Genomic DNA, 17,379 nt, shown 5'->3' on the forward strand with positions numbered 1-17,379 from the left:
ACAGCGACGCTGGCCGGGATCGATGGCGGAGGTGGTTTTCGCCCCACAAAGCGGCCCGTGGCGGAAGTCGGACAGGTCGGCGGGCTTCACCCCCACCCGCCGCTTTGCGGCGACCTCCCCCCTCAAGGGGGAGGCGGAGTGCGGCGGAACGGCTCGGCGACGCTCACCCGACGATGGCGAAACCTTCCGTCTCGGCGCGACCCGGCACCGGCATCGGCGCGCGGCCGATCCATTGGACGTGACGCTCCAGGATGCGGGCGGCTTCTGCCGCGTCGCCTGATTTCAGGGCTTCGAGGATGGCGCGGTGGTCGTGGTCGGTGCGGGCTTCCCAGGTGGCGCGCCAGGCGACGAAGAGGAAGCGGGCGGAGACGGCGTGGAGATCGTCGATGACGGACAGCAGGCGCGGCATACCACAGGTGGAGACGATCAGCCGGTGGAAGCGGCGGTTGGCCTCCTCCCAGGTGCGAACATCCTTGGCGTCATCCGCGTCGGCTGCGGCCTGTTCGGCAGCGGCCAGCACCTCCGGCGTCAGGTTGGGGGCGGCGTGGCGCAGGGCGAGCACTTCAAGTGCTGCGCGCATCTCGGCGACTTCGCGCACCTGTTTGAGATCAAAGCTGGCGACCCGCACGCCCCGACGGGGCAGCGAGACGACCAGGCCTTGCGCCTCCAGCCGGCGGAAGGCCTCGCGCACGGGCACATGGCTTGCGCCGAATTCCTCGGCGATATGGTCCTGCGCCAGACGCGAACCGGGCACGAGTTCGCCATGGATGATACGCTCCGCAAGCGCGCGGCTGATGCGGCTCGCCACCGTGTCCTTCAAGGAATCGTCGCGGGTCTTGGGCATGCGGTCATGCATAGTCAGCGGGGCATGGCTTGTCGAGGGAGTGGCAGGACGCGCGTCAGTCGAGCGCCCTTAGGATCGCCTGCCAATCCTGCCGCCCGCCGAGAATACGCAGGATGGTCACCTGCCCTTCGAGATCCACATAGACAATAAGATGACTGCGATAGGGATAAATCCGGACCAGAGGCATGAATTCGAGGCACTCGCGAAACAACGCCGGAGACCGAGCAACCCGGTCAAAGGCCTGCACGAGTTCGTCGAGATAGCGATCGGCCTGATCGGCGGACCAGGTTTCCGCACCATAGGCCCAGACGGTTTCGAGGTCACGCAGGCCTTCAGGCGCGATCGCATAACCGCGACTATCGGGCGCCATGGCTCTCGCGCATCCGCCGCTTGAAGGCCTCGGGATCGAAGGGCTCCGGCGGGCCGCTTTCGATCCCCTTGGTGATGGCGGCCTGAAGCTGGTCGAAGGCTGCGAGACGCTCCTGATCCTTGCGGATCAGGTCGCGGATATAGTCGCTGGCATTGCCGTAGCGGCCGCTCTCGGCCTGACGCTCGACCCAGGCCTTCATCGGATCGGGAAGGGATACGTTCATCGTTGCCATGGCCTGCCTCCAGTCATGAGCCAAAGATGGCGCGGATGGCAAAGTTTGTCAAAACCCCACCCTCACCCATGTCTCGCGCGGCTGTCCTCCGGCGCCTCGGCCCGGTCTTCGAGACCGTAGTCGCGCAGCACTTGGGCGACGCGCAGGCGATAGGCGGCGAAGACGCCGCCCCTGCCGGCCGCTTGCGCGGCGCGGTGTTCTTCCGTTTCGCGCCAGCGGCGGACGGCCTCTTCGTCGCGCCAGAAGGAGAGCGACAAGAGCTTGCCACGGGTCGACAGGCTCTCGAAGCGCTCAACGGAGAGGAAGCCGTCGGCCGCCTCCAGTTGGGCGCGCAGTTCACCGGCCAAATCGAGATAGCGGTGGCGTTCTCCGACAAATGGCACCACCTCGAAGATGACGGCGATCATGGCTGGACTTTCGACGATGGCGAGCTGGAGACATTCTTCAGGAAGAGGCGGTCCTCCTCCAGGATGAAGCGGGCGTTCCTGGCGAATTCATAATTGGCCTTGCCGAGCGGATCGGCAGCAAGCTTCGCGCGATAGGCTTCATAGGCCGCCAGATTTTCGATGTGGTAGATGCCGTAGGCCGTGGTTGCCGAGCCCTCGTGCGGGGCGAAATAGCCGACCAGATCGGCGCCGCAGCGGGGGATCGCCTCGCCCCAGTTGCGAGCGTAAGTGGCGAAGTCGTCGCGACCGAAGGGGTCGATGCGGTAACGGATGATGCAGGTGATCATGGGTTGTTCCTCGTGGTTTGCGAGGTGGGTTTGCCACGGCACCGACGCCTGATGCTTCGATCGGGGTCGAAGTTTTGCCCAACCCTTTCCTTCAACAGTTCGACCCGGATCGAAGCATTGGCTACACTTGCGATGCAGACTGCGCTTTCTAACGGGGAGAACATCATATGGCGGAAGGACCTGACATCGCGCGCATCGCTTCACTGATCGGCGATCCGGCGCGCTCGAACATGCTCTTGGCGCTGATCGGCGGCAAGGCGTTGACCGCGACGGAACTTGCGGGCGCGGCAGGCGTGACGCTGCAGACGGCGAGTTCGCATCTGTCGAAGCTCGAAGAGGGTGGCCTCCTCTCCCAGCGCAAACAGGGGCGGCATCGCTATTTTGCACTGGCCGACGGTCATGTCGGGACGATGATCGAGAGCCTGATGAGCTTTTCAGCGACGCGCGGGCACCTGCGCCACCGCACCGGGCCGAAGGAGCCGGAGCTGCGCAAGGCGCGGATCTGCTACGACCATCTGGCCGGCGATTTTGGCGTGCGCATGCTGGACAGCCTGGTTGGGCAGGGCGCAATCCGGGCGGAGGACGAGGCGCTGACGCTGACAACTGTGGGCGAGAGCTTGCTCGAAGGTCGCGGCCTCGATATCGGCAGCCTTAGAGCCAAGCGACGCCCGCTCTGCCGCGCATGCCTCGACTGGAGCGAGCGGCGGACGCATCTCGCGGGCGCGCTGGGGGCGGCGCTGCTCACACATTTCCTCGATCGGGGACTGGCGCGGCGGGTGGAGGAGAGCCGGATCATCCGGTTCTCACCCGAGGGCGAGCGGCATTTTCTCAAGTGGTTTCCCCTGCCCGACTGAGTTCGACATGCATGCGTCACAGGCACCTTGAAAAGAAACCAACCATACGGTATGTTTTAACATTCTCTTTTCCGGAGCCCCGTCCATGAACCCCACACTGACCGCCTATGGCGCGCTGGCTGCCGCCATCGTGCTCGAAGTCATCGGCACGACGTTGCTACAGAAATCGGCGCAGTTCACCAAGCTTCTGCCGACGGCTGGCATGGTGATGTTTTATGTCGCCTCCTTCTACCTTCTGTCACAGGCGCTGAAGGGCATGCCGCTTGGCATCGCCTATGCGATGTGGGGTGGGCTAGGCATCGTGCTGACCGCTCTGATCAGCGTGTTCTACCTCAAGCAGAGCCTGGACCTTGCGGCGCTTGTGGGTATCGCCCTGATCGTTGCCGGCGTCATCGTGATGAACACGCTGTCGAGCACGGTGTCGCACTGATGGCGGCCTCTCCCTCGCGCGGAGACAAAACGCTTTCCGCGCATCACCGCAAGAAACAGCCGGAGCAGGTGCGCCGGGCATTGCTTGACTGTGCGGCGCAGATCGCCGCCGAACAGGGATCGTCGGCCATCACGATCCAGGCGGTCGCCGAACGGGCCGGCGTGACCAAGGGCGGGCTGCTGCATCATTTCGATAGCAAGCAGGCGCTGCTGGCCGCCGTCTTTGAGGATCTTCTCGACAAGATGGATCAGGAAATCGACCGGACTCTGGCGGATGATCCCACGTCGCGGGGACGCTTCACGCGGGCCTATGTGCGTGCCTGCTTCTCCGACCGCCTGCTGGGCGACCGCAGCCTCTGGGGTGCACTGTCGGTCGCAATCGTCTCGGAACCGGCGCTGCGCGCGCTCTGGTCGGCCTGGCTCGACGGGCGCATGGCGCGGCATGCCGAGACCGACGGCGATCCGAGGCTGGTTGCCGTGCGGCTTGCAGCCGACGGCGTCTGGCTCGCTGACATGATGGAAAAGGCGGGCGGGCTCAAACGTTATCCGCAGGATTTCGAGGTCGTGCTGCTCGCGATGGCTGAGGCTTGAAACTAGACGGCCATGCGATGTTCGGCACGGCAGCCGTGCATGACGCGTGATTGTCCTTGCCCTTCCGATCGTGTAGGGAGCGACTTTCCCTGGACCACATGACGGATGTTTCCATGAGCGGCTTCGACCTCACCCTTTTCGATTGCGACGGCGTGCTCGTCGATTCCGAGATCATCGCGGCCAAGGTCGAATCGAAGCTTCTGACGGAAGCGGGTTATCCGATTTCGGTCGAGGAGATGGGCGAGCGCTTCGCCGGCATGACCTGGAAGAACATTCTGCTGTCGATCGAGAAGGAGATCGACATTCCGCTCTCCGCAAGCCTGATCGACAAGTCGGAACAGCTGCTCGACCAGAAACTCGCCCGCGAGGTGAAGGCGATCGAAGGCGTGCAGTATGCCCTGGCGCGTCTCGCCGGTCCGCGCTGCATCTGCTCCAACTCCTCCTCGCATCGTCTCGACATGATGCTGACCAAGGTCGGCCTCAAGGAGTTCTTCGCGCCGCATATCTATTCGGCCAAGGATCTCGGCGCTGACAGGGTCAAGCCGAAGCCGGACATCTTCCTGCATGGCGCCCAGCAGTTCAATGTCAGCCCATCCAAATGCATCGTGATCGAGGATTCCGTGCACGGCGTACATGCGGCACGCGAAGCCGGCATGCGCGTCATCGGCTTTACCGGCGCCTCGCACACCTATCCCTCGCACGCGGACCGGCTGACGGATGCCGGTGCCGAGACGGTGATTGCCCGCATGCAGGATCTGCCGGGCGTGATCGCCGCCATGGCCGAGTGGGAAGGCGCGTTTTAATTCTCTGACGAGCGACTGGCTCAGGTCTTGATGGTCAACGCCTGGGGCAGGATTTCTGCGACGAAACCGCCCCGGATTGGCATTTCGCCGTCGATTTCCACCGGGAAACGCTGGGGATCACGCGGCCGCACCTCGACGCGACGTCCTTTATGAAAACTTAAGAGCGGATGGCCGACATGGCCGGCGGAATGCAGGCGTCCCAGTAAATTGAGAAGGCCGAGGATCTTTTCCTCGCGCATCACGGCAATGTCGAACAGGCCATCGGCGACATCGGCATCCGGCGTGATGTGCATGCCGCCGCCAAACCAGCCGCCATTGGCAATCGCTGCGATTGCCAGCCGCCCCTGATGCACCTGCATGCCATCGATCAGCACTTCGAAATCATAGGGACGATAGCGCAGGATCGCGCGTGCCGCATGGACAAGGAAGCGGAGGGGGCCGTTCAAGATGCGTCTGCGTCCAGGCGCGTTCACAGCATCGACGATTTCGCCGGAAATGCCGACACTGGCGATATTGGCAAAGTGGCGACGCTGCTCGTTGCCGGCAGCATCGCGGCTGACGAGCAACCCGGCGTCAATCTTGCGGACAGGGGCGTTTGCGATGTGTTCTGCGAGGGCCGCCGGATCGCTCGGTAGCTTGAAGTTTCGGATGAAATCGCAGCCCGTGCCGATCGGCAGAAAGGCGAGCGGCATCTCGGGGCGCGACGAGGTCAGCACACCATCGACGACGTCGCTGATCGTGCCGTCACCGCCGGCGACCACAACAACGTCGTAAGGCCCCACTGCCAGCTCGCGGGCGAGCCTTCTCACGTCCCCGCTGGAGCGGCTTTCATGGATTTCCAGATCCGGGAAACGATGGCGGAAGGCGGCAAGCAGGGGAGCCCATTGCTTCTGGCCTGCTCGGCCGCCCGCAATGGGATTTCTCACGACAGCAATTTTCAACAAGGCCTCCCTGGGGACACCGCCTTAGTGGCCCACTCCCTCTAAATGCCAGCGCGTGCATCCCGAGGGGGCGCATGCTCCGCCATGTGGCTTGCACGCTAGCATCCGCCGAGCAGAGAGAGCAAGGCGAGGCACCGGCCCGGACCGATGCCTTGCACAACATGAGAAAGACGTGATCAGCCCCGCTGATGCCGGTGGGTGGAGGCAATGTGGCGATCGGTCAGACGGGCGTTGCCGAAGAGCTTTTGCCGCAGCGGCCCTTCGCGGTATTCGGTCTTGTAGAGACCTTTCTCCTGCAGGCGGGGAACGACCAACTCGATGATGTCGTCGAAGCATTCCGGCACGACCGTGCGCGACAGGTTGAAGCCGTCGACGCCGGTGTCTTCCACCCAGTCCACCAGCCAGTCGACGACCTGATCTGCGGAGGCGACGAGTGGCGGCTGGCGGCTGCCGAGCACCATCTGTTCGATCAGTTTGCGCTTCGTCCATTGCGGCCCGGCCGCGCGGTCCATGGCCTTGATGTTGGAGATAATCGCCTGGCTCTTGCCCGTCTCGACCGGTTCGTCCATGTCGAATTTGTCGAAGTCGATGCCCATCGAGGCGGCAGCATGGGTGAGCGCGGCCTCGGAGCTCACGTACTGGCGGTAGTCCTCGAACTTTTCGCGGGCCTCCTTTTCGGTACGGCCGGTGACGATGGTGGCACCAAGGAAGACCTTGATGTCATCGCCTTGACGCCCCAGTCCCTCGGCACGTGCCCGGATGTCGGAGACGATTTCGCGCACGCCCTCCTTCTTCTGGCCGTTGACGAAGACGCATTCAGCGTGTGTTGCGGCGAACTGTCGGCCACGCGGCGAGGAACCGGCCTGATACAGCACCGGCGTGCGCTGGGGCGAGGGTTCTGAGAGGTGATAGGCATCGACCTTATATTGGCGTCCATGATGATGGACGGGATGGACACGCTGCGGATCGGCATAAACCTTTGCCGCCTTGTCGGCCACCACAGCGCCGTCTTCCCAGCTCCCTTCAAGGAGCTTGTAGATCACCTCCATGTATTCATCTGCGAGGTCGTAGCGATCGTCATGGGCCATCTGCCCGTCGAGGCCGATGGCGCGTGCGGCACTGTCGAGATAGCCGGTCACGATGTTCCAGCCGATGCGGCCACCGGTCAGATGATCGAGCGTCGCCATGCGGCGGGCAAAGAGGAAGGGCTGTTCGTAAGTGAGGTTGGCCGTGACGCCGAAGCCGAGATGGCGGGTGGCCGCGGCCATGGCCGGAACCAGCATCATCGGATCGTTGACCGGCACCTGCACGGCACCGCGAAGTGCTGGCGCCGGACTGCCGCTCAGAACGTCGTAGATACCGACGACATCGGCGAGAAAGATACCGTCGAAGAGGCCAGCTTCCAAGCGCTTCGCGTAGTCGGTCCAGTAGGCGAGGTTCGTATATTCCATCGAGCGATCTCGCGGATGGCTCCAGAGACCCTGCTGGATATGCCCGACGCAATTCATGTCGAAGGCGTTGAAACGGATTTCGCGTGCCATGCTGGGTTTGTCCCTTCCAGTGTTCGACAGGCGGCGACTTGTGGATGCGCCGTTATCTATCGTATGCTCCTGTCCACTATAGAAGACGCGGCCGGAGAATTTGGCAAGGGTCGAGATGAAAAACACGGTGCAGAGAAACGATGTTCACGACGAGGACCGTCAGGCGCGGGCGATCGCCGAGCGTATCCGGCTGGAGCGGGAAACACGCGGCTGGTCGCTTGCCGAGCTTGCGGCGCGTTCGGGCGTCTCCAAGGCAATGATCAGCAAGGTGGAGCGCTGCGAGGCGAGCCCGACGGCAACCGTGCTCGGCCGCCTCTCCGGCGCCTTCGGCCTGCCGCTCTCGGTTCTTCTTGCGCTCGCCGAACGCGAGGGGGATCGACTGGCGCGCCACAACGAGCAACCGCTCTGGATCGATCCGGATACGGGCTATACGCGGCGGACGCTTTCCCCTGGAAACGGAGGCCAGCTTGAATTGCTGGAAGTGGTCTTGCCGCCTGGCGTCCGAGTGCCCTACCCGGCCTCTGCCTTCAGCTTCCAGCACCAGCAGATCTACGTGCTCGAAGGCCGCCTCGACTTTATGGAAGGCACACGCAGCCATCAGCTATCGACGGGTGACTGCCTGCAACTCGGCGCGCCCAGCGATTGCGTGTTCGTCAACGCCAGCGACCACGCAACCCGCTATTTGGTGGCCCTGACGCGTCGGGGCTAGGCGCCGATCTTCAGATCCGGCGCCGTCCTCGGGAACTTACTTCTTCTTCGGCTGTTCGAAGCCGATGAAGACGCGGGCCGTGCCGGAGATATTGCCGGGAACGGTTGCCACCTTGCTGTAAATGAACTGCGTCGGCTGGTTCACATCGGCAAGTGTGACGGCATACTGCTCGACTTCGTTGAAGACTTCCTGACCGCCATCCACGACGGTGACGCGCACCGGCAGATTGATCGTGCCGGCCTTGCCCTGCGGGCCTGCGACGAGTCGGCCCTGAACAAGCGCGTTGATCGTCAGTGATGTTTCGGTGCGAGCGCAGGAGCGCGTGGTGTCGGCGAGCGAGGCCTGGAAGATGACCTGCTCGGCATCGCCGTCCTTGCCGCGCGCATAGGTGCGATAGGCGGCGGTTCCGTCACGCAGAGAGATCTGCGGGCAGAAGCCCTGCACGAAAGCCTGCTGAGTTGCGGCTGCAGCCGCGTTGCCTGGCTCCGACGGCGAAAGGCCGAGGCCACTGCCGAGACCGCCGGCGTTGCAGCCCGAAAGAACCATCATCAGCGAAACGGCGATCACACCGCGCGACACGTTTACAGACACGAGACTTCACCTTCCGCATGCTCGGCCCGAGGCCGAAAAACAGTCAAACTTGAGGCTTTTCAGCGCCCTCGCGGATGGTCTATACCAGCGGCCACGACAAAAATCGATTGGGTAGCCGGCAATTTGCTTCAATTTTCGATGGACCTTCGAGAGCCGGCAGGAGTCTCGGTATCAGCGCGTGAATGCACGACTGCCGGGCTTGCGAAATCCTGGCCGGTGCACTGGCGCAAACGGGCAAACCTCTTTATCCGAAACGCCATAGGTTTGACGGCGGCTTCGGCTCCGAATTCTTGAACTTTAGGGATGAGCGACGTGGAATATGTTTCGACCCGCGGCGAGGCTCCGAGCCTCGGCTTTTGTGACGCACTTCTGGCAGGCCTTGCCCGGGACGGCGGGCTCTATGTGCCGCGCGAATGGCCGCAGATGTCGAAAAAGGCGATCCGCGGGTTGCGCGGCAAGTCCTATGAAGAGGTCGCCTTCGAGGTGCTCCTGCCCTTTACGAACGGGGAGATCGAGCCCGACACCTTCCGCGCGATGATCGACGAGGCTTATTCGACCTTCAAGCATCCGGCCGTCGCACCGCTGGTGCAGACGGGGCCGAATTCCTTCGTGCTTGAGCTCTTCCATGGCACGACGCTCGCCTTCAAGGACGTGGCGATGCAGCTGCTCGCCCGCCTGATGGACCATGTTCTGGAAAAACGCGGCGAGCGGGCAACCATCGTCGGCGCGACCTCAGGCGACACCGGTGGGGCCGCGATCGATGCCTTTGCGGGTCGTGCGCGCACCGACATCTTCATCCTTTTCCCGCATGGCAAGGTTTCGCCGGTGCAGCAGCGCCAGATGACCTCGTCGCAGGACGAAAACGTGCATGCCATCGCCGTCGAAGGCAATTTCGACGACTGCCAGAACCTGGTAAAGGCGATGTTCAACGACGTACCGTTCCGCGATCGCGTCGGTCTTTCCGGCGTCAACTCGATCAACTGGGCGCGCATCATGGCGCAGGTGGTCTACTACTTCACCTCTGCAGTCGCGCTTGGCGCCCCCGACCGGAAGGTGTCGTTCACGGTTCCCACCGGCAATTTCGGCGACATCTTCGCCGGTTATGTCGCCAAGAAGATGGGCCTGCCGATCGACAAGCTGGTCATTGCCACCAATGACAATGACATTCTGGCGCGCACGATGAAAACCGGCCGCTACGAGATGAAGGGCGTCTCGGCGACCACCTCGCCGTCAATGGACATCCAGATCTCGTCGAACTTCGAACGCCTGCTGTTCGAGGCCTATGGGCGCGATGCTTCCGCGATCCGTTCGGCGATGGAGGGACTGAAGCAGTCCGGCGCCTTCGAGATCCAGCCGGAAGCACTGAAGTTCATCCGCAAGGATTTCCGCGCCGGGCGCGCGACGCAGAAGGAAGTGGCGAAGACGATCCGCACCGTTCTCGACGAGACCGGGTACCTGCTCGACCCGCATACGGCCGTCGGCGTGCATGTGGCAAGCAAGTTCGAAAAGCCGCAAAGCCCGATGGTTGTGCTGGCGACGGCCCATCCGGCCAAGTTCCCGGCGGCAGTAAAATCGGCCTCCGGTATTGACCCCGCGCTTCCGGCGTGGCTTGCTGATCTGATGGACAGGGAGGAGCGCTTCGAAGTCCTGCCCGCGGAACTGAAAGCCATCGAAAGCTTTGTCAGCAAACAGGCGCGAGCAGTCAGGTAGGAAGTGCGGAAAGACGGACCATGAATGTTGAATGCACCCGGCTTCCATCGGGTTTGACTGTCGTAACCGAAAACATGCCCCATCTGGAAAGCGTGGCTCTCGGAACCTGGATCAAGTCCGGCTCGCGTAACGAGACCGAAGCCGAGCATGGCATTGCGCATCTGCTCGAGCATATGGCGTTCAAGGGTACGAATACGCGCACGGCCCGGCAGATCGCCGAGCAGATCGAGAATGTCGGCGGCGAAGTGAACGCCGCCACCTCGACGGAAACGACCTCCTATTACGCCCGCGTGCTGAAGGACAATGTTCCGCTCGCGGTCGATATCCTCGCCGACATCCTGACCGACAGCGTCTTCGACGAGGAGGAACTGGAGCGCGAGAAGCACGTCATCCTGCAGGAAATCGGCGCAGCCGACGATACCCCAGACGACGTGGTCTTCGACCGTTTCTCCGAACAGGCCTATCGCGGCCAGACGATCGGCCGTAGCATTCTTGGCACGCCCGAGACGGTGCAGTCCTTCTCCAGCGACCAGATCCGCGCCTATCTGTCGCGCAACTACACGACCGACCGGATGTTCGTCGTGGCCGCCGGCAAGGTCGACCACGATGCCTTCGTCAAGCAGGTGGAGCAGCGTTTCGCCTCGCTGCCGACAAAGCCGTCTGCGACGCCGGTGATGGATGCCGCGCACTATACCGGTGGCGAGTCGCGGGAAGAACGCGACCTGATGGATACCCAGGTCCTGCTCGGCTTCGAGGGCAAGGCCTATCACATGCGCGACTTCTACTGCTCGCAGATCCTCGCCAACATTCTCGGTGGCGGCATGTCTTCGCGGCTGTTCCAGGAAGTGCGCGAGATCCGTGGCCTGTGCTATTCGGTCTACGCCTTCCACTGGGGCTTTTCGGATACCGGCATTTTCGGCATCCATGCCGCGACCGGCGGCGAGAACCTGCCGGAACTGGTGCCCGTGATCATCGATGAGCTGCGCAAGGTCTCCGACCGCATCGACCAGCAGGAAATCGAGCGTTCGCGGGCGCAGATCCGCGCCCAGCTTCTGATGGGCCAGGAGAGCCCGGCTGCCCGCGCCGGTCAGATCGCCCGGCAGATGATGCTCTACGGACGCACCATTCCGAACCAGGAAATGATGGAACGGCTTGCCGGCATCACCACCGAACGCCTGACGGACCTTGCCGGTCGGCTGTTCTTCGACACGGTTCCGACGCTGTCGGCCATTGGCCCGGTCGATCATCTGGTTCCGCTCGACGATATCAGAGGCGCGCTGACGACACAGCCTGCCGGTATCCGCAAGGCCGTCGGCTAAGGGCCGCCGGCACAGACTGCGACCGGCGGGGACCCCGCCGGACATCGCTTGGGGATTGACGATGACGCGCTCGGTGTTTCGGTTTCTGTCCCGGCAGCCGGATATGCCGGAAATCACCAGCGAACGACTCCTCCTTCGCCTGCCCCGCTTCCGCGATTTCGAGCAATGGCACCAGCTGCGCAAAGAGAGCCGTGCATTTCTGCAGCCATGGGAGCCGTCCTGGCGCACCGACGAGCTGACCGAGCGCGCGTTTCGGCAGCGTGTGCTGCGTAATGAACAGGAATTTCACTCCGGCATGGCAGTGCCCTTCTTTGTCTTCGATCGGGCCGAGGACACCTTGCTGGGCGGGCTCACCATCGGTCTCATCCGCCGCGGAGCGGCTCAAAGCTGCATGATCGGCTACTGGATGGGCGAACGTCATGCCGGCCAGGGCCACATGTTTGCCGCACTTCAGCTGGCTATTCCCTACATCTTCGGGCCACTCGAGTTGCACCGTATCGAAGCAGCCTGTATTCCGGACAACGTCAACAGCCTGAGGCTACTCGAAAAAGCGGGATTTGAGCGGGAAGGTCTTTTGCGCGATTATCTGAAAATCAACGGGGAATGGCGCGACCATCTGCTGTATTCCCGGATCGGCGGCCATAAGGCGCGGAACGGCAAGACGCCCTCATGACGAATACCCGAACCCTTTCGCGCGCCGTGCCTCGCCTCGCCGCCCTTTGGATTGCTGCGCTTACGACAGCATATCTGTGCCTCGCTGCATCGGCGGCATTCGCCGTCGAGCCGGTGAAGATTGCGCGCGACGACACTGCGCTCGACCTGACGGCAACCACCGAGATCTACACGAACCAGGGCGAGGCCTTCCAGGTTTCGACCGCCGCCGGTGCCGACGGCATTCGCCGGCGCATCGAGGTGCGTTCGAGCTCCGAGGAGCATCAGGGCGACTGGGCTGTCTTTGCGCTCGCCAATGTCTCGGAAGAACAGCTGGAGCGCGTGATCGTCGCACCGCATTTCCGTCTTTCCGGTTCCAGGATGTTCTGGCCGGATCTCGGCTCCCAGCGCATCATGGCGATCACGCCATCGGAAGGCTTTGCGCTCGACCGCGTGCCGGGCCCCGATGCCGACGTCTTCCGCATTACGCTCAATCCGGGCACGGTCATCACCTTTGTTGCCGAGCTCGCGACGCCGGAGTTGCCGCAGATCTATCTCTGGGAGCCGGACGCCTACAAGGACACGGTCAACGCCTTCACCCTCTATCGCGGTATCGTGCTCGGCATTGCCGGTCTGCTCGCGGTGTTCCTGACGATCCTTTTCGTGGTCAAGGGAACGTCGATGCTGCCGGCCGCGGCAGCGCTTGCCTGGGCGGTTCTCGCCTATATCTGCGTCGACTTCGGCTTCCTCGAAAAGCTGATCTCGCTCACCTCGTCCGACATCCGAATGTGGCGCGCCGGAGCGGAAGTGGCGCTTGCCTCGTCGCTGGTCATCTTCCTCTTCACCTATCTCAACCTCAACCGCTGGCATGTGCATCTGGGCTACGCGACGCTTGCCTGGATGCTCGGCCTTACCGTGCTCTTCGGCGTAGCGATCTTCGACCCATCGATTGCTGCTGGCATCGCGCGTGTCTCCTTTGCGCTGACGGGCGTGGTCGGCATCGGGCTGATCATCTATCTCGGCTTCAATCGCTACGACCGCGCCGTGCTTCTGGTGCCGACCTGGGCCCTGATCCTGGTCTGGCTCTTCGCGGGCTGGCTGACCGTGACCGGCCAGCTCGACAACGACATCATCCAGCCGGCGCTTGGCGGTGGTCTGGTTCTCATCGTTCTCCTGATCGGCTTTACGGTCATGCAGCACGCCTTTGCCGGCGGCGCCTATCAGCAGGGTCTGTTCTCAGACCTCGAACGCCAGTCGCTGGCGCTCACCGGGTCCGGCGACACCGTCTGGGACTGGGACGTGGCGCGCGACCGCGTGGTGACGAGCCCTGATGTCTCGATACGTCTCGGCCTGTCGCCCGGCACCATGCATGGTCCAGCGCGCAACTGGCTGCCGCGCCTGCATCCCGACGACCGGGACCGCTTTCGTGCGACGCTCGACGTGCTACTCGAACATCGCAAGGGCCGGCTGAGTCACGAATTTCGGATCCGCGCCGAGGATGGCCACTTCCACTGGCTGAAGATCCGGGCGCGGCCGGTGCTCGGCTCGAACGGCGAGGTCATCCGCTGCGTCGGCACGATCATCGATGTCACCGAGCAGAAGAACTCGATCGACCGGCTGCTGGTCGATGCCATGCACGACAATCTGACGGGCCTGCCGAACCGCGAGGTCTTCCTCGACCGGCTGCAGGCGATCCTGTCGCTTGCCTCGACATCAGAGAGCGTGCGGCCTACCGTACTCGCGATCGATATCGACCGTTACAAGCAGGTCAATGACGCGCTGGGCATTGCAGCCGGTGACAATATCCTGATCGCCATCACGCGCCGCCTGCGCCGGCTCCTGAAGCCGCAGGATACGCTGGCGCGCCTTTCCGGCGACGAGTTCGGGCTGATCCTGGTGTCGGAAAAGGATCCGGCCAAGATCGCCGACTTTGCGGATGCCATTTCCAAGGCGATCATGGTGCCGCTGAATTTCGCCAATCGCGAGATCAGCCTGACAGCCTCGATCGGCCTCGTGTCCTGGGTCGACCAGCAAGAGAGCGCGGCCAGCCTGCTCGCCGACGCGGAGCTTGCCATGTACCGGGCGAAACGATCAGGTGGCAATCGCGTCGAGCCCTTCCGTCCGGCCTTCCGCACCGTCAGCACCGACCGCCTACAGCTGGAGACGGATCTCCGCCGCACCATCGAGCGCAAGGAGCTGTCGATGGCCTATCAGCCGATCGTCAGGCTTGCGAATGGCGAGATCGCCGGCTTCGAGGCGCTGATGCGCTGGGATCATCCGAAGCGCGGCAACATCTCGCCGACGGAGTTCATTCCGATCGCGGAAATGTCGGACCTGATCGAGCCGCTCGGCATGTTCGCGCTGGAGCGCGCATCGGGTGACCTGATGGACTGGGAACGCCAGACGGGCGAACTGCCGATCTTCGTCTCGGTCAACCTCTCTTCGGCGCAGCTGATCTCGAGCGAGATCTACAACGACATCCGCGCCATGCTGGTGAAGACCCAGTGCGATCCGAAGCGGATCAAGCTGGAGCTGACCGAAAGCGTCGTGATGGAAAATCCGGAACAGGCGCGCCTGATGCTGGAAAAGCTGAAGGACACCGGCATCAGCCTGGCGCTCGACGATTTCGGCACCGGCTATTCATCGCTTGCCTATCTCACTCGCTTCCCCTTCGACACGATCAAGCTCGACAAGGCGCTGGTCTGCGACCAGTCGGACAAGAAGTCCGTGCTGTTACGCTCCGTCGTCTCGATGGCGCGCGGGCTCGACATGCAGGTGGTGGCCGAGGGCATCCAGACCGACCAGGACGCCGCAGACCTTGCGATGATGGGCTGCGACTTCGGCCAGAGCTATCTGTTCGGCCCGCCCTTGGGTTCGGAGTCGGTGCTGAGGCTGCTCAAGGAACGGTTTCCGCTGATGAAGCGGGCGTGAGGCGGAAGGGCCTCACGTGCGTTGGAAGGCGACCTGGAGGCCCAGCCCGACGAGGATCGCGCCCCCTGTCCTTTGCAGATTGCGCTGCAGCGCCGAGACCCGTGATAGACGCGCGGTGATCGCGCCGGCCGCCAGGACGCAGACAATATCGGCGATGGTGAACATCGCATTGACCAGCGTGCCGAGGATCAGGAACTGCAGCCAGACTGGAAAGCCTGCCGTCGCATCGATGAACTGCGGCAGGAAGGCCAGGAAGAAAATCGCCGTCTTCGGGTTGAGTATTTCAACAAGCATGCTCTCCAGGAATGCACGGCCTGCTGATTTTACGGGCGGCAGTGCGCCGCTCATGCCACCAGCCGCGCGGGCGGCACGGAACATGCGGACACCGAGATAGATCAGATAGGCAGCGCCTGCGAGCTTCACCGCGACATAGAGCGTGGGGACCAGGTGGAAAAGGATGGACAGGCCTGCGGCGGCGGCCACCACATGCACATAACATCCGACATGAATGCCAAGCGTCGCCATCAGGCCCGCGCGGCGATCCGCAGCCAGCGTGCGGGCCGCGACATAGAGCATGGCGGGCCCCGGGATGAAGGCGAAGACGGTCGTGGTGAGGAAGAAAGCGAAGAGGATCTCGACGGCAGGCATGGATGGGCCTCACTGTGATCTGGGCATGATGGCCAGACGCTCGGAACATTGACCTCTCAGGTGGAGAGATGCAAGCCTTGCAACTGGGGCCGACGACAAAGCATGGGCCAGTTCCGCAGGATTTATCGGTCGGGATCGTGCAAGACTTCAGACGACTTCAATCACGCCAGAGAGTTCTCATGCATCGCCAGAAAGCTTATCACGACCGTCTCGATCGGGTCCTCGACTACATCTACACCCATCTGGACGATGATCTCTCTTTCGACCGTCTGGCGGACGTCGCCTGCCTTTCGTCCCATCATTGGAGCCGCATCTATTCAGCCATGCGCGGAGAGACGATTGTCGCCACGATCCGGCGGCTGAGGCTCCAGCGTGCGGCTGATCAACTCGCGAATTCCGATGCGGATATACAGGCCATCACCCGGCGCGCCCGCTACAGCTCTGCCGACAGCTTCGGGCGGGCATTCAAGGAGGCCTTCGGTACGAGCCCGACTGCTTACCGCGAGATGGGCTCGCATGCCGCGTTCAAAGCCGCCAGCATGGCCAGCGACGGCCGCGGTTTTCCCGTGACGGTGGAAACCTTGCCGGAGCGCCGCTGCGCTGGGATCGATCACACAGGATCTTACATGAACATCGACCATGCCATGGGCAAACTGTTCGGCGAACTTGTCCAGCGATCTCTTCTACCGGAGGAGCCTGCCATGATCGGCATGTTTTTCGACGATCCCGATTTCGGGCCAGAGCACGCCCTGCGTTCGCGGGCCTGCTTGCCGATACCCGTTTCCATTGCCATCGAAATGCCGCTGGTGGAGACAGTTCTGCGCGGTGGGGCCTACGCCAAGCTCAGCTACAAGGGGCCTTATGCCGATATGCGGGGTGCCTATCGCTGGCTGCTTGGCACTTGGTTGCCCGCCTCCGGTTACGAGCCGGATGATGCGCCAATCTTCGAAGCCTATCTCAACGACGCGCGTCACGTGCCGCAAGCGGAACTGCGCACAGACATTCACCTGCCGCTGAAAGCCGCGCCATGACTGTGCAGCCCGTACCGGACGCCATTTACCGCGCACTCTCTCGCCACCCGGAACATGTGCGGGGGCGTCTCCTCGAGATCCGCCAGTTGATCTTCACGGTCGCGGCAGAGATCGGAAATGTCGGTCCACTCACGGAAACGCTCAAATGGGGCGAGCCCGCCTACCTGACCGAGTTCAGCCGAAGCGGAACCACCATTCGGCTGGGCGCCACCAGAGAGGCGCCCCAGGACAGCGCGGTGCTGTTCAACTGCAAGACAAGCCTCATCGCCATGGCTCGCACTGCATTTCCTGCAGATTTCAAGTTCGAGGGAAACCGCGCGCTCGTGATCCCTGCCGAACTCGCAATGCCTTGCACGCCGTTGCTATTCTGCCTGAGTGCAGCTTTGACCTATCATCGGCAGAGAGGCACAGGCTCTCGCAACTAACGGGAGGAAAAACTCCAGGACGCCTG

Annotated in this window: 20 protein-coding genes; 11 read left to right on the forward strand and 9 right to left on the reverse strand. The window is 62.9% G+C overall.

Features of this window, described 5'->3' with window-relative positions:
- Positions 1-163 precede the first annotated feature (163 nt).
- The 5 genes from BSY240_RS07980 to BSY240_RS08000 form a co-directional block, all read right to left on the reverse strand.
- Positions 164-844 (reverse strand): GntR family transcriptional regulator, encoded by a 681-nt coding sequence (locus BSY240_RS07980; RefSeq protein WP_069043891.1) that lies wholly within the window; start codon positions 842-844, stop codon positions 164-166.
- A gap of 55 nt (positions 845-899) precedes the next feature.
- Positions 900-1,214, reverse strand: coding sequence for a type II toxin-antitoxin system RelE/ParE family toxin (locus BSY240_RS07985; protein WP_069041952.1), 315 nt, complete (start codon positions 1,212-1,214; stop codon positions 900-902).
- Positions 1,201-1,446 carry a type II toxin-antitoxin system ParD family antitoxin gene (locus tag BSY240_RS07990; RefSeq protein WP_054151189.1) on the reverse strand — a complete coding sequence of 82 codons (246 nt, stop codon included), beginning with the start codon at positions 1,444-1,446 and terminating at the stop codon, positions 1,201-1,203. Before BSY240_RS07990 ends, BSY240_RS07985 begins: the two co-directional genes overlap by 14 nt.
- A 62-nt stretch (positions 1,447-1,508) precedes the next feature.
- Positions 1,509-1,853 (reverse strand): antibiotic biosynthesis monooxygenase family protein, encoded by a 345-nt coding sequence (locus BSY240_RS07995; protein WP_054151188.1) that lies wholly within the window; start codon positions 1,851-1,853, stop codon positions 1,509-1,511.
- Positions 1,850-2,179, reverse strand: coding sequence for an NIPSNAP family protein (locus BSY240_RS08000; protein ID WP_054151187.1), 330 nt, complete (start codon positions 2,177-2,179; stop codon positions 1,850-1,852). The genes BSY240_RS07995 and BSY240_RS08000 overlap by 4 nt, the downstream gene beginning before the upstream one ends.
- 167 nt (positions 2,180-2,346) lie before the next feature.
- Between BSY240_RS08000 and BSY240_RS08005 the strand changes: the two genes are divergently transcribed.
- The 4 genes from BSY240_RS08005 to BSY240_RS08020 all read left to right on the forward strand — a co-directional run bounded on the left by BSY240_RS08005 (position 2,347) and on the right by BSY240_RS08020 (position 4,856).
- Positions 2,347-3,033, forward strand: coding sequence for an ArsR/SmtB family transcription factor (locus tag BSY240_RS08005; RefSeq protein WP_054151186.1), 687 nt, complete (start codon positions 2,347-2,349; stop codon positions 3,031-3,033).
- Between the two features lie 85 nt (positions 3,034-3,118).
- Positions 3,119-3,463: a DMT family transporter gene (locus tag BSY240_RS08010; RefSeq protein WP_054151185.1), complete on the forward strand. Its 345-nt coding sequence runs from the start codon at positions 3,119-3,121 to the stop codon at positions 3,461-3,463.
- Positions 3,463-4,053: a TetR/AcrR family transcriptional regulator gene (locus BSY240_RS08015; RefSeq protein ID WP_069041953.1), complete on the forward strand. Its 591-nt coding sequence runs from the start codon at positions 3,463-3,465 to the stop codon at positions 4,051-4,053. The genes BSY240_RS08010 and BSY240_RS08015 overlap by 1 nt, the downstream gene beginning before the upstream one ends.
- 113 nt (positions 4,054-4,166) lie before the next feature.
- Positions 4,167-4,856, forward strand: coding sequence for an HAD family hydrolase (locus BSY240_RS08020; protein WP_069043892.1), 690 nt, complete (start codon positions 4,167-4,169; stop codon positions 4,854-4,856).
- Positions 4,857-4,876: 20 nt separating this feature from the next.
- Here BSY240_RS08020 and BSY240_RS08025 read toward each other — a convergent pair whose 3' ends face one another.
- Both BSY240_RS08025 and BSY240_RS08030 read right to left on the reverse strand, forming a co-directional pair.
- Positions 4,877-5,797, reverse strand: coding sequence for a diacylglycerol/lipid kinase family protein (locus BSY240_RS08025; protein WP_069041954.1), 921 nt, complete (start codon positions 5,795-5,797; stop codon positions 4,877-4,879).
- A 176-nt stretch (positions 5,798-5,973) separates the two neighbouring features.
- Positions 5,974-7,338, reverse strand: coding sequence for an LLM class flavin-dependent oxidoreductase (locus tag BSY240_RS08030; RefSeq protein WP_069041955.1), 1,365 nt, complete (start codon positions 7,336-7,338; stop codon positions 5,974-5,976).
- 127 nt (positions 7,339-7,465) lie between these two features.
- Between BSY240_RS08030 and BSY240_RS08035 the strand changes: the two genes are divergently transcribed.
- The gene (locus tag BSY240_RS08035; protein ID WP_210183770.1) at positions 7,466-8,047 is read left to right on the forward strand and encodes a helix-turn-helix domain-containing protein; all 582 of its coding nucleotides are present in this window, start codon (positions 7,466-7,468) and stop codon (positions 8,045-8,047) included.
- 36 nt (positions 8,048-8,083) lie between these two features.
- On the opposite strand, the gene BSY240_RS08040 is transcribed toward BSY240_RS08035, so the two are convergent.
- Positions 8,084-8,638 carry a hypothetical protein gene (locus tag BSY240_RS08040; protein ID WP_069041957.1) on the reverse strand — a complete coding sequence of 185 codons (555 nt, stop codon included), beginning with the start codon at positions 8,636-8,638 and terminating at the stop codon, positions 8,084-8,086.
- A gap of 303 nt (positions 8,639-8,941) precedes the next feature.
- Between BSY240_RS08040 and thrC the strand changes: the two genes are divergently transcribed.
- The 4 genes from thrC (at position 8,942) to BSY240_RS08060 (ending at position 15,249) form a co-directional block, all read left to right on the forward strand.
- Positions 8,942-10,348 (forward strand): threonine synthase, encoded by a 1,407-nt coding sequence (gene thrC / locus BSY240_RS08045; RefSeq protein WP_069041958.1) that lies wholly within the window; start codon positions 8,942-8,944, stop codon positions 10,346-10,348.
- Between the two features lie 20 nt (positions 10,349-10,368).
- Complete coding sequence (locus BSY240_RS08050) at positions 10,369-11,667, forward strand: M16 family metallopeptidase (RefSeq protein WP_054151179.1); 1,299 nt, start codon at positions 10,369-10,371, stop codon at positions 11,665-11,667.
- Between the two features lie 61 nt (positions 11,668-11,728).
- Positions 11,729-12,340 (forward strand): GNAT family N-acetyltransferase, encoded by a 612-nt coding sequence (locus tag BSY240_RS08055; protein WP_054151178.1) that lies wholly within the window; start codon positions 11,729-11,731, stop codon positions 12,338-12,340.
- The gene (locus BSY240_RS08060; RefSeq protein WP_069041959.1) at positions 12,337-15,249 is read left to right on the forward strand and encodes an EAL domain-containing protein; all 2,913 of its coding nucleotides are present in this window, start codon (positions 12,337-12,339) and stop codon (positions 15,247-15,249) included. The genes BSY240_RS08055 and BSY240_RS08060 overlap by 4 nt, the downstream gene beginning before the upstream one ends.
- A 12-nt stretch (positions 15,250-15,261) precedes the next feature.
- Here the strand turns inward: BSY240_RS08060 and BSY240_RS08065 are convergent, their stop codons facing one another.
- Complete coding sequence (locus BSY240_RS08065; RefSeq protein ID WP_069041960.1) at positions 15,262-15,897, reverse strand: LysE family translocator; 636 nt, start codon at positions 15,895-15,897, stop codon at positions 15,262-15,264.
- A gap of 179 nt (positions 15,898-16,076) precedes the next feature.
- Between BSY240_RS08065 and BSY240_RS08070 the strand changes: the two genes are divergently transcribed.
- On the forward strand, positions 16,077-16,928 hold the full coding sequence (locus BSY240_RS08070) for an AraC family transcriptional regulator (RefSeq protein WP_069041961.1): 852 nt from the start codon (positions 16,077-16,079) through the stop codon (positions 16,926-16,928).
- A complete protein-coding gene (locus BSY240_RS08075) occupies positions 16,925-17,353 on the forward strand; it encodes a hypothetical protein (protein WP_069041962.1) in 429 nt (142 codons plus the stop codon). Before BSY240_RS08070 ends, BSY240_RS08075 begins: the two co-directional genes overlap by 4 nt.
- Positions 17,354-17,379: the final 26 nt, after the last annotated feature.

The organism is Agrobacterium sp. RAC06 (genome assembly GCF_001713475.1).
Lineage (GTDB): Bacteria > Pseudomonadota > Alphaproteobacteria > Rhizobiales > Rhizobiaceae > Allorhizobium.

Excerpts from the sequence above, each read along its gene's own strand:
- BSY240_RS08010 (WP_054151185.1), top strand. The coding sequence starts at position 3,119 with ATGAACCCCACACTGACCGCCTATGGCGCGCTGGCTGCCGCCATCGTG.
- BSY240_RS07990 (WP_054151189.1), bottom strand. The coding sequence starts at position 1,446 with ATGGCAACGATGAACGTATCCCTTCCCGATCCGATGAAGGCCTGGGTC.
- BSY240_RS07995 (WP_054151188.1), bottom strand. The coding sequence starts at position 1,853 with ATGATCGCCGTCATCTTCGAGGTGGTGCCATTTGTCGGAGAACGCCAC.
- BSY240_RS08070 (WP_069041961.1), top strand. The coding sequence starts at position 16,077 with ATGCATCGCCAGAAAGCTTATCACGACCGTCTCGATCGGGTCCTCGAC.
- BSY240_RS07985 (WP_069041952.1), bottom strand. The coding sequence starts at position 1,214 with ATGGCGCCCGATAGTCGCGGTTATGCGATCGCGCCTGAAGGCCTGCGT.
- BSY240_RS07980 (WP_069043891.1), bottom strand. The coding sequence starts at position 844 with ATGCCCAAGACCCGCGACGATTCCTTGAAGGACACGGTGGCGAGCCGC.
- BSY240_RS08050 (WP_054151179.1), top strand. The coding sequence starts at position 10,369 with ATGAATGTTGAATGCACCCGGCTTCCATCGGGTTTGACTGTCGTAACC.
- BSY240_RS08065 (WP_069041960.1), bottom strand. The coding sequence starts at position 15,897 with ATGCCTGCCGTCGAGATCCTCTTCGCTTTCTTCCTCACCACGACCGTC.
- BSY240_RS08015 (WP_069041953.1), top strand. The coding sequence starts at position 3,463 with ATGGCGGCCTCTCCCTCGCGCGGAGACAAAACGCTTTCCGCGCATCAC.
- BSY240_RS08060 (WP_069041959.1), top strand. The coding sequence starts at position 12,337 with ATGACGAATACCCGAACCCTTTCGCGCGCCGTGCCTCGCCTCGCCGCC.
- BSY240_RS08005 (WP_054151186.1), top strand. The coding sequence starts at position 2,347 with ATGGCGGAAGGACCTGACATCGCGCGCATCGCTTCACTGATCGGCGAT.
- thrC (WP_069041958.1), top strand. The coding sequence starts at position 8,942 with ATGAGCGACGTGGAATATGTTTCGACCCGCGGCGAGGCTCCGAGCCTC.
- BSY240_RS08020 (WP_069043892.1), top strand. The coding sequence starts at position 4,167 with ATGAGCGGCTTCGACCTCACCCTTTTCGATTGCGACGGCGTGCTCGTC.
- BSY240_RS08075 (WP_069041962.1), top strand. The coding sequence starts at position 16,925 with ATGACTGTGCAGCCCGTACCGGACGCCATTTACCGCGCACTCTCTCGC.
- BSY240_RS08030 (WP_069041955.1), bottom strand. The coding sequence starts at position 7,338 with ATGGCACGCGAAATCCGTTTCAACGCCTTCGACATGAATTGCGTCGGG.
- BSY240_RS08055 (WP_054151178.1), top strand. The coding sequence starts at position 11,729 with ATGACGCGCTCGGTGTTTCGGTTTCTGTCCCGGCAGCCGGATATGCCG.
- BSY240_RS08000 (WP_054151187.1), bottom strand. The coding sequence starts at position 2,179 with ATGATCACCTGCATCATCCGTTACCGCATCGACCCCTTCGGTCGCGAC.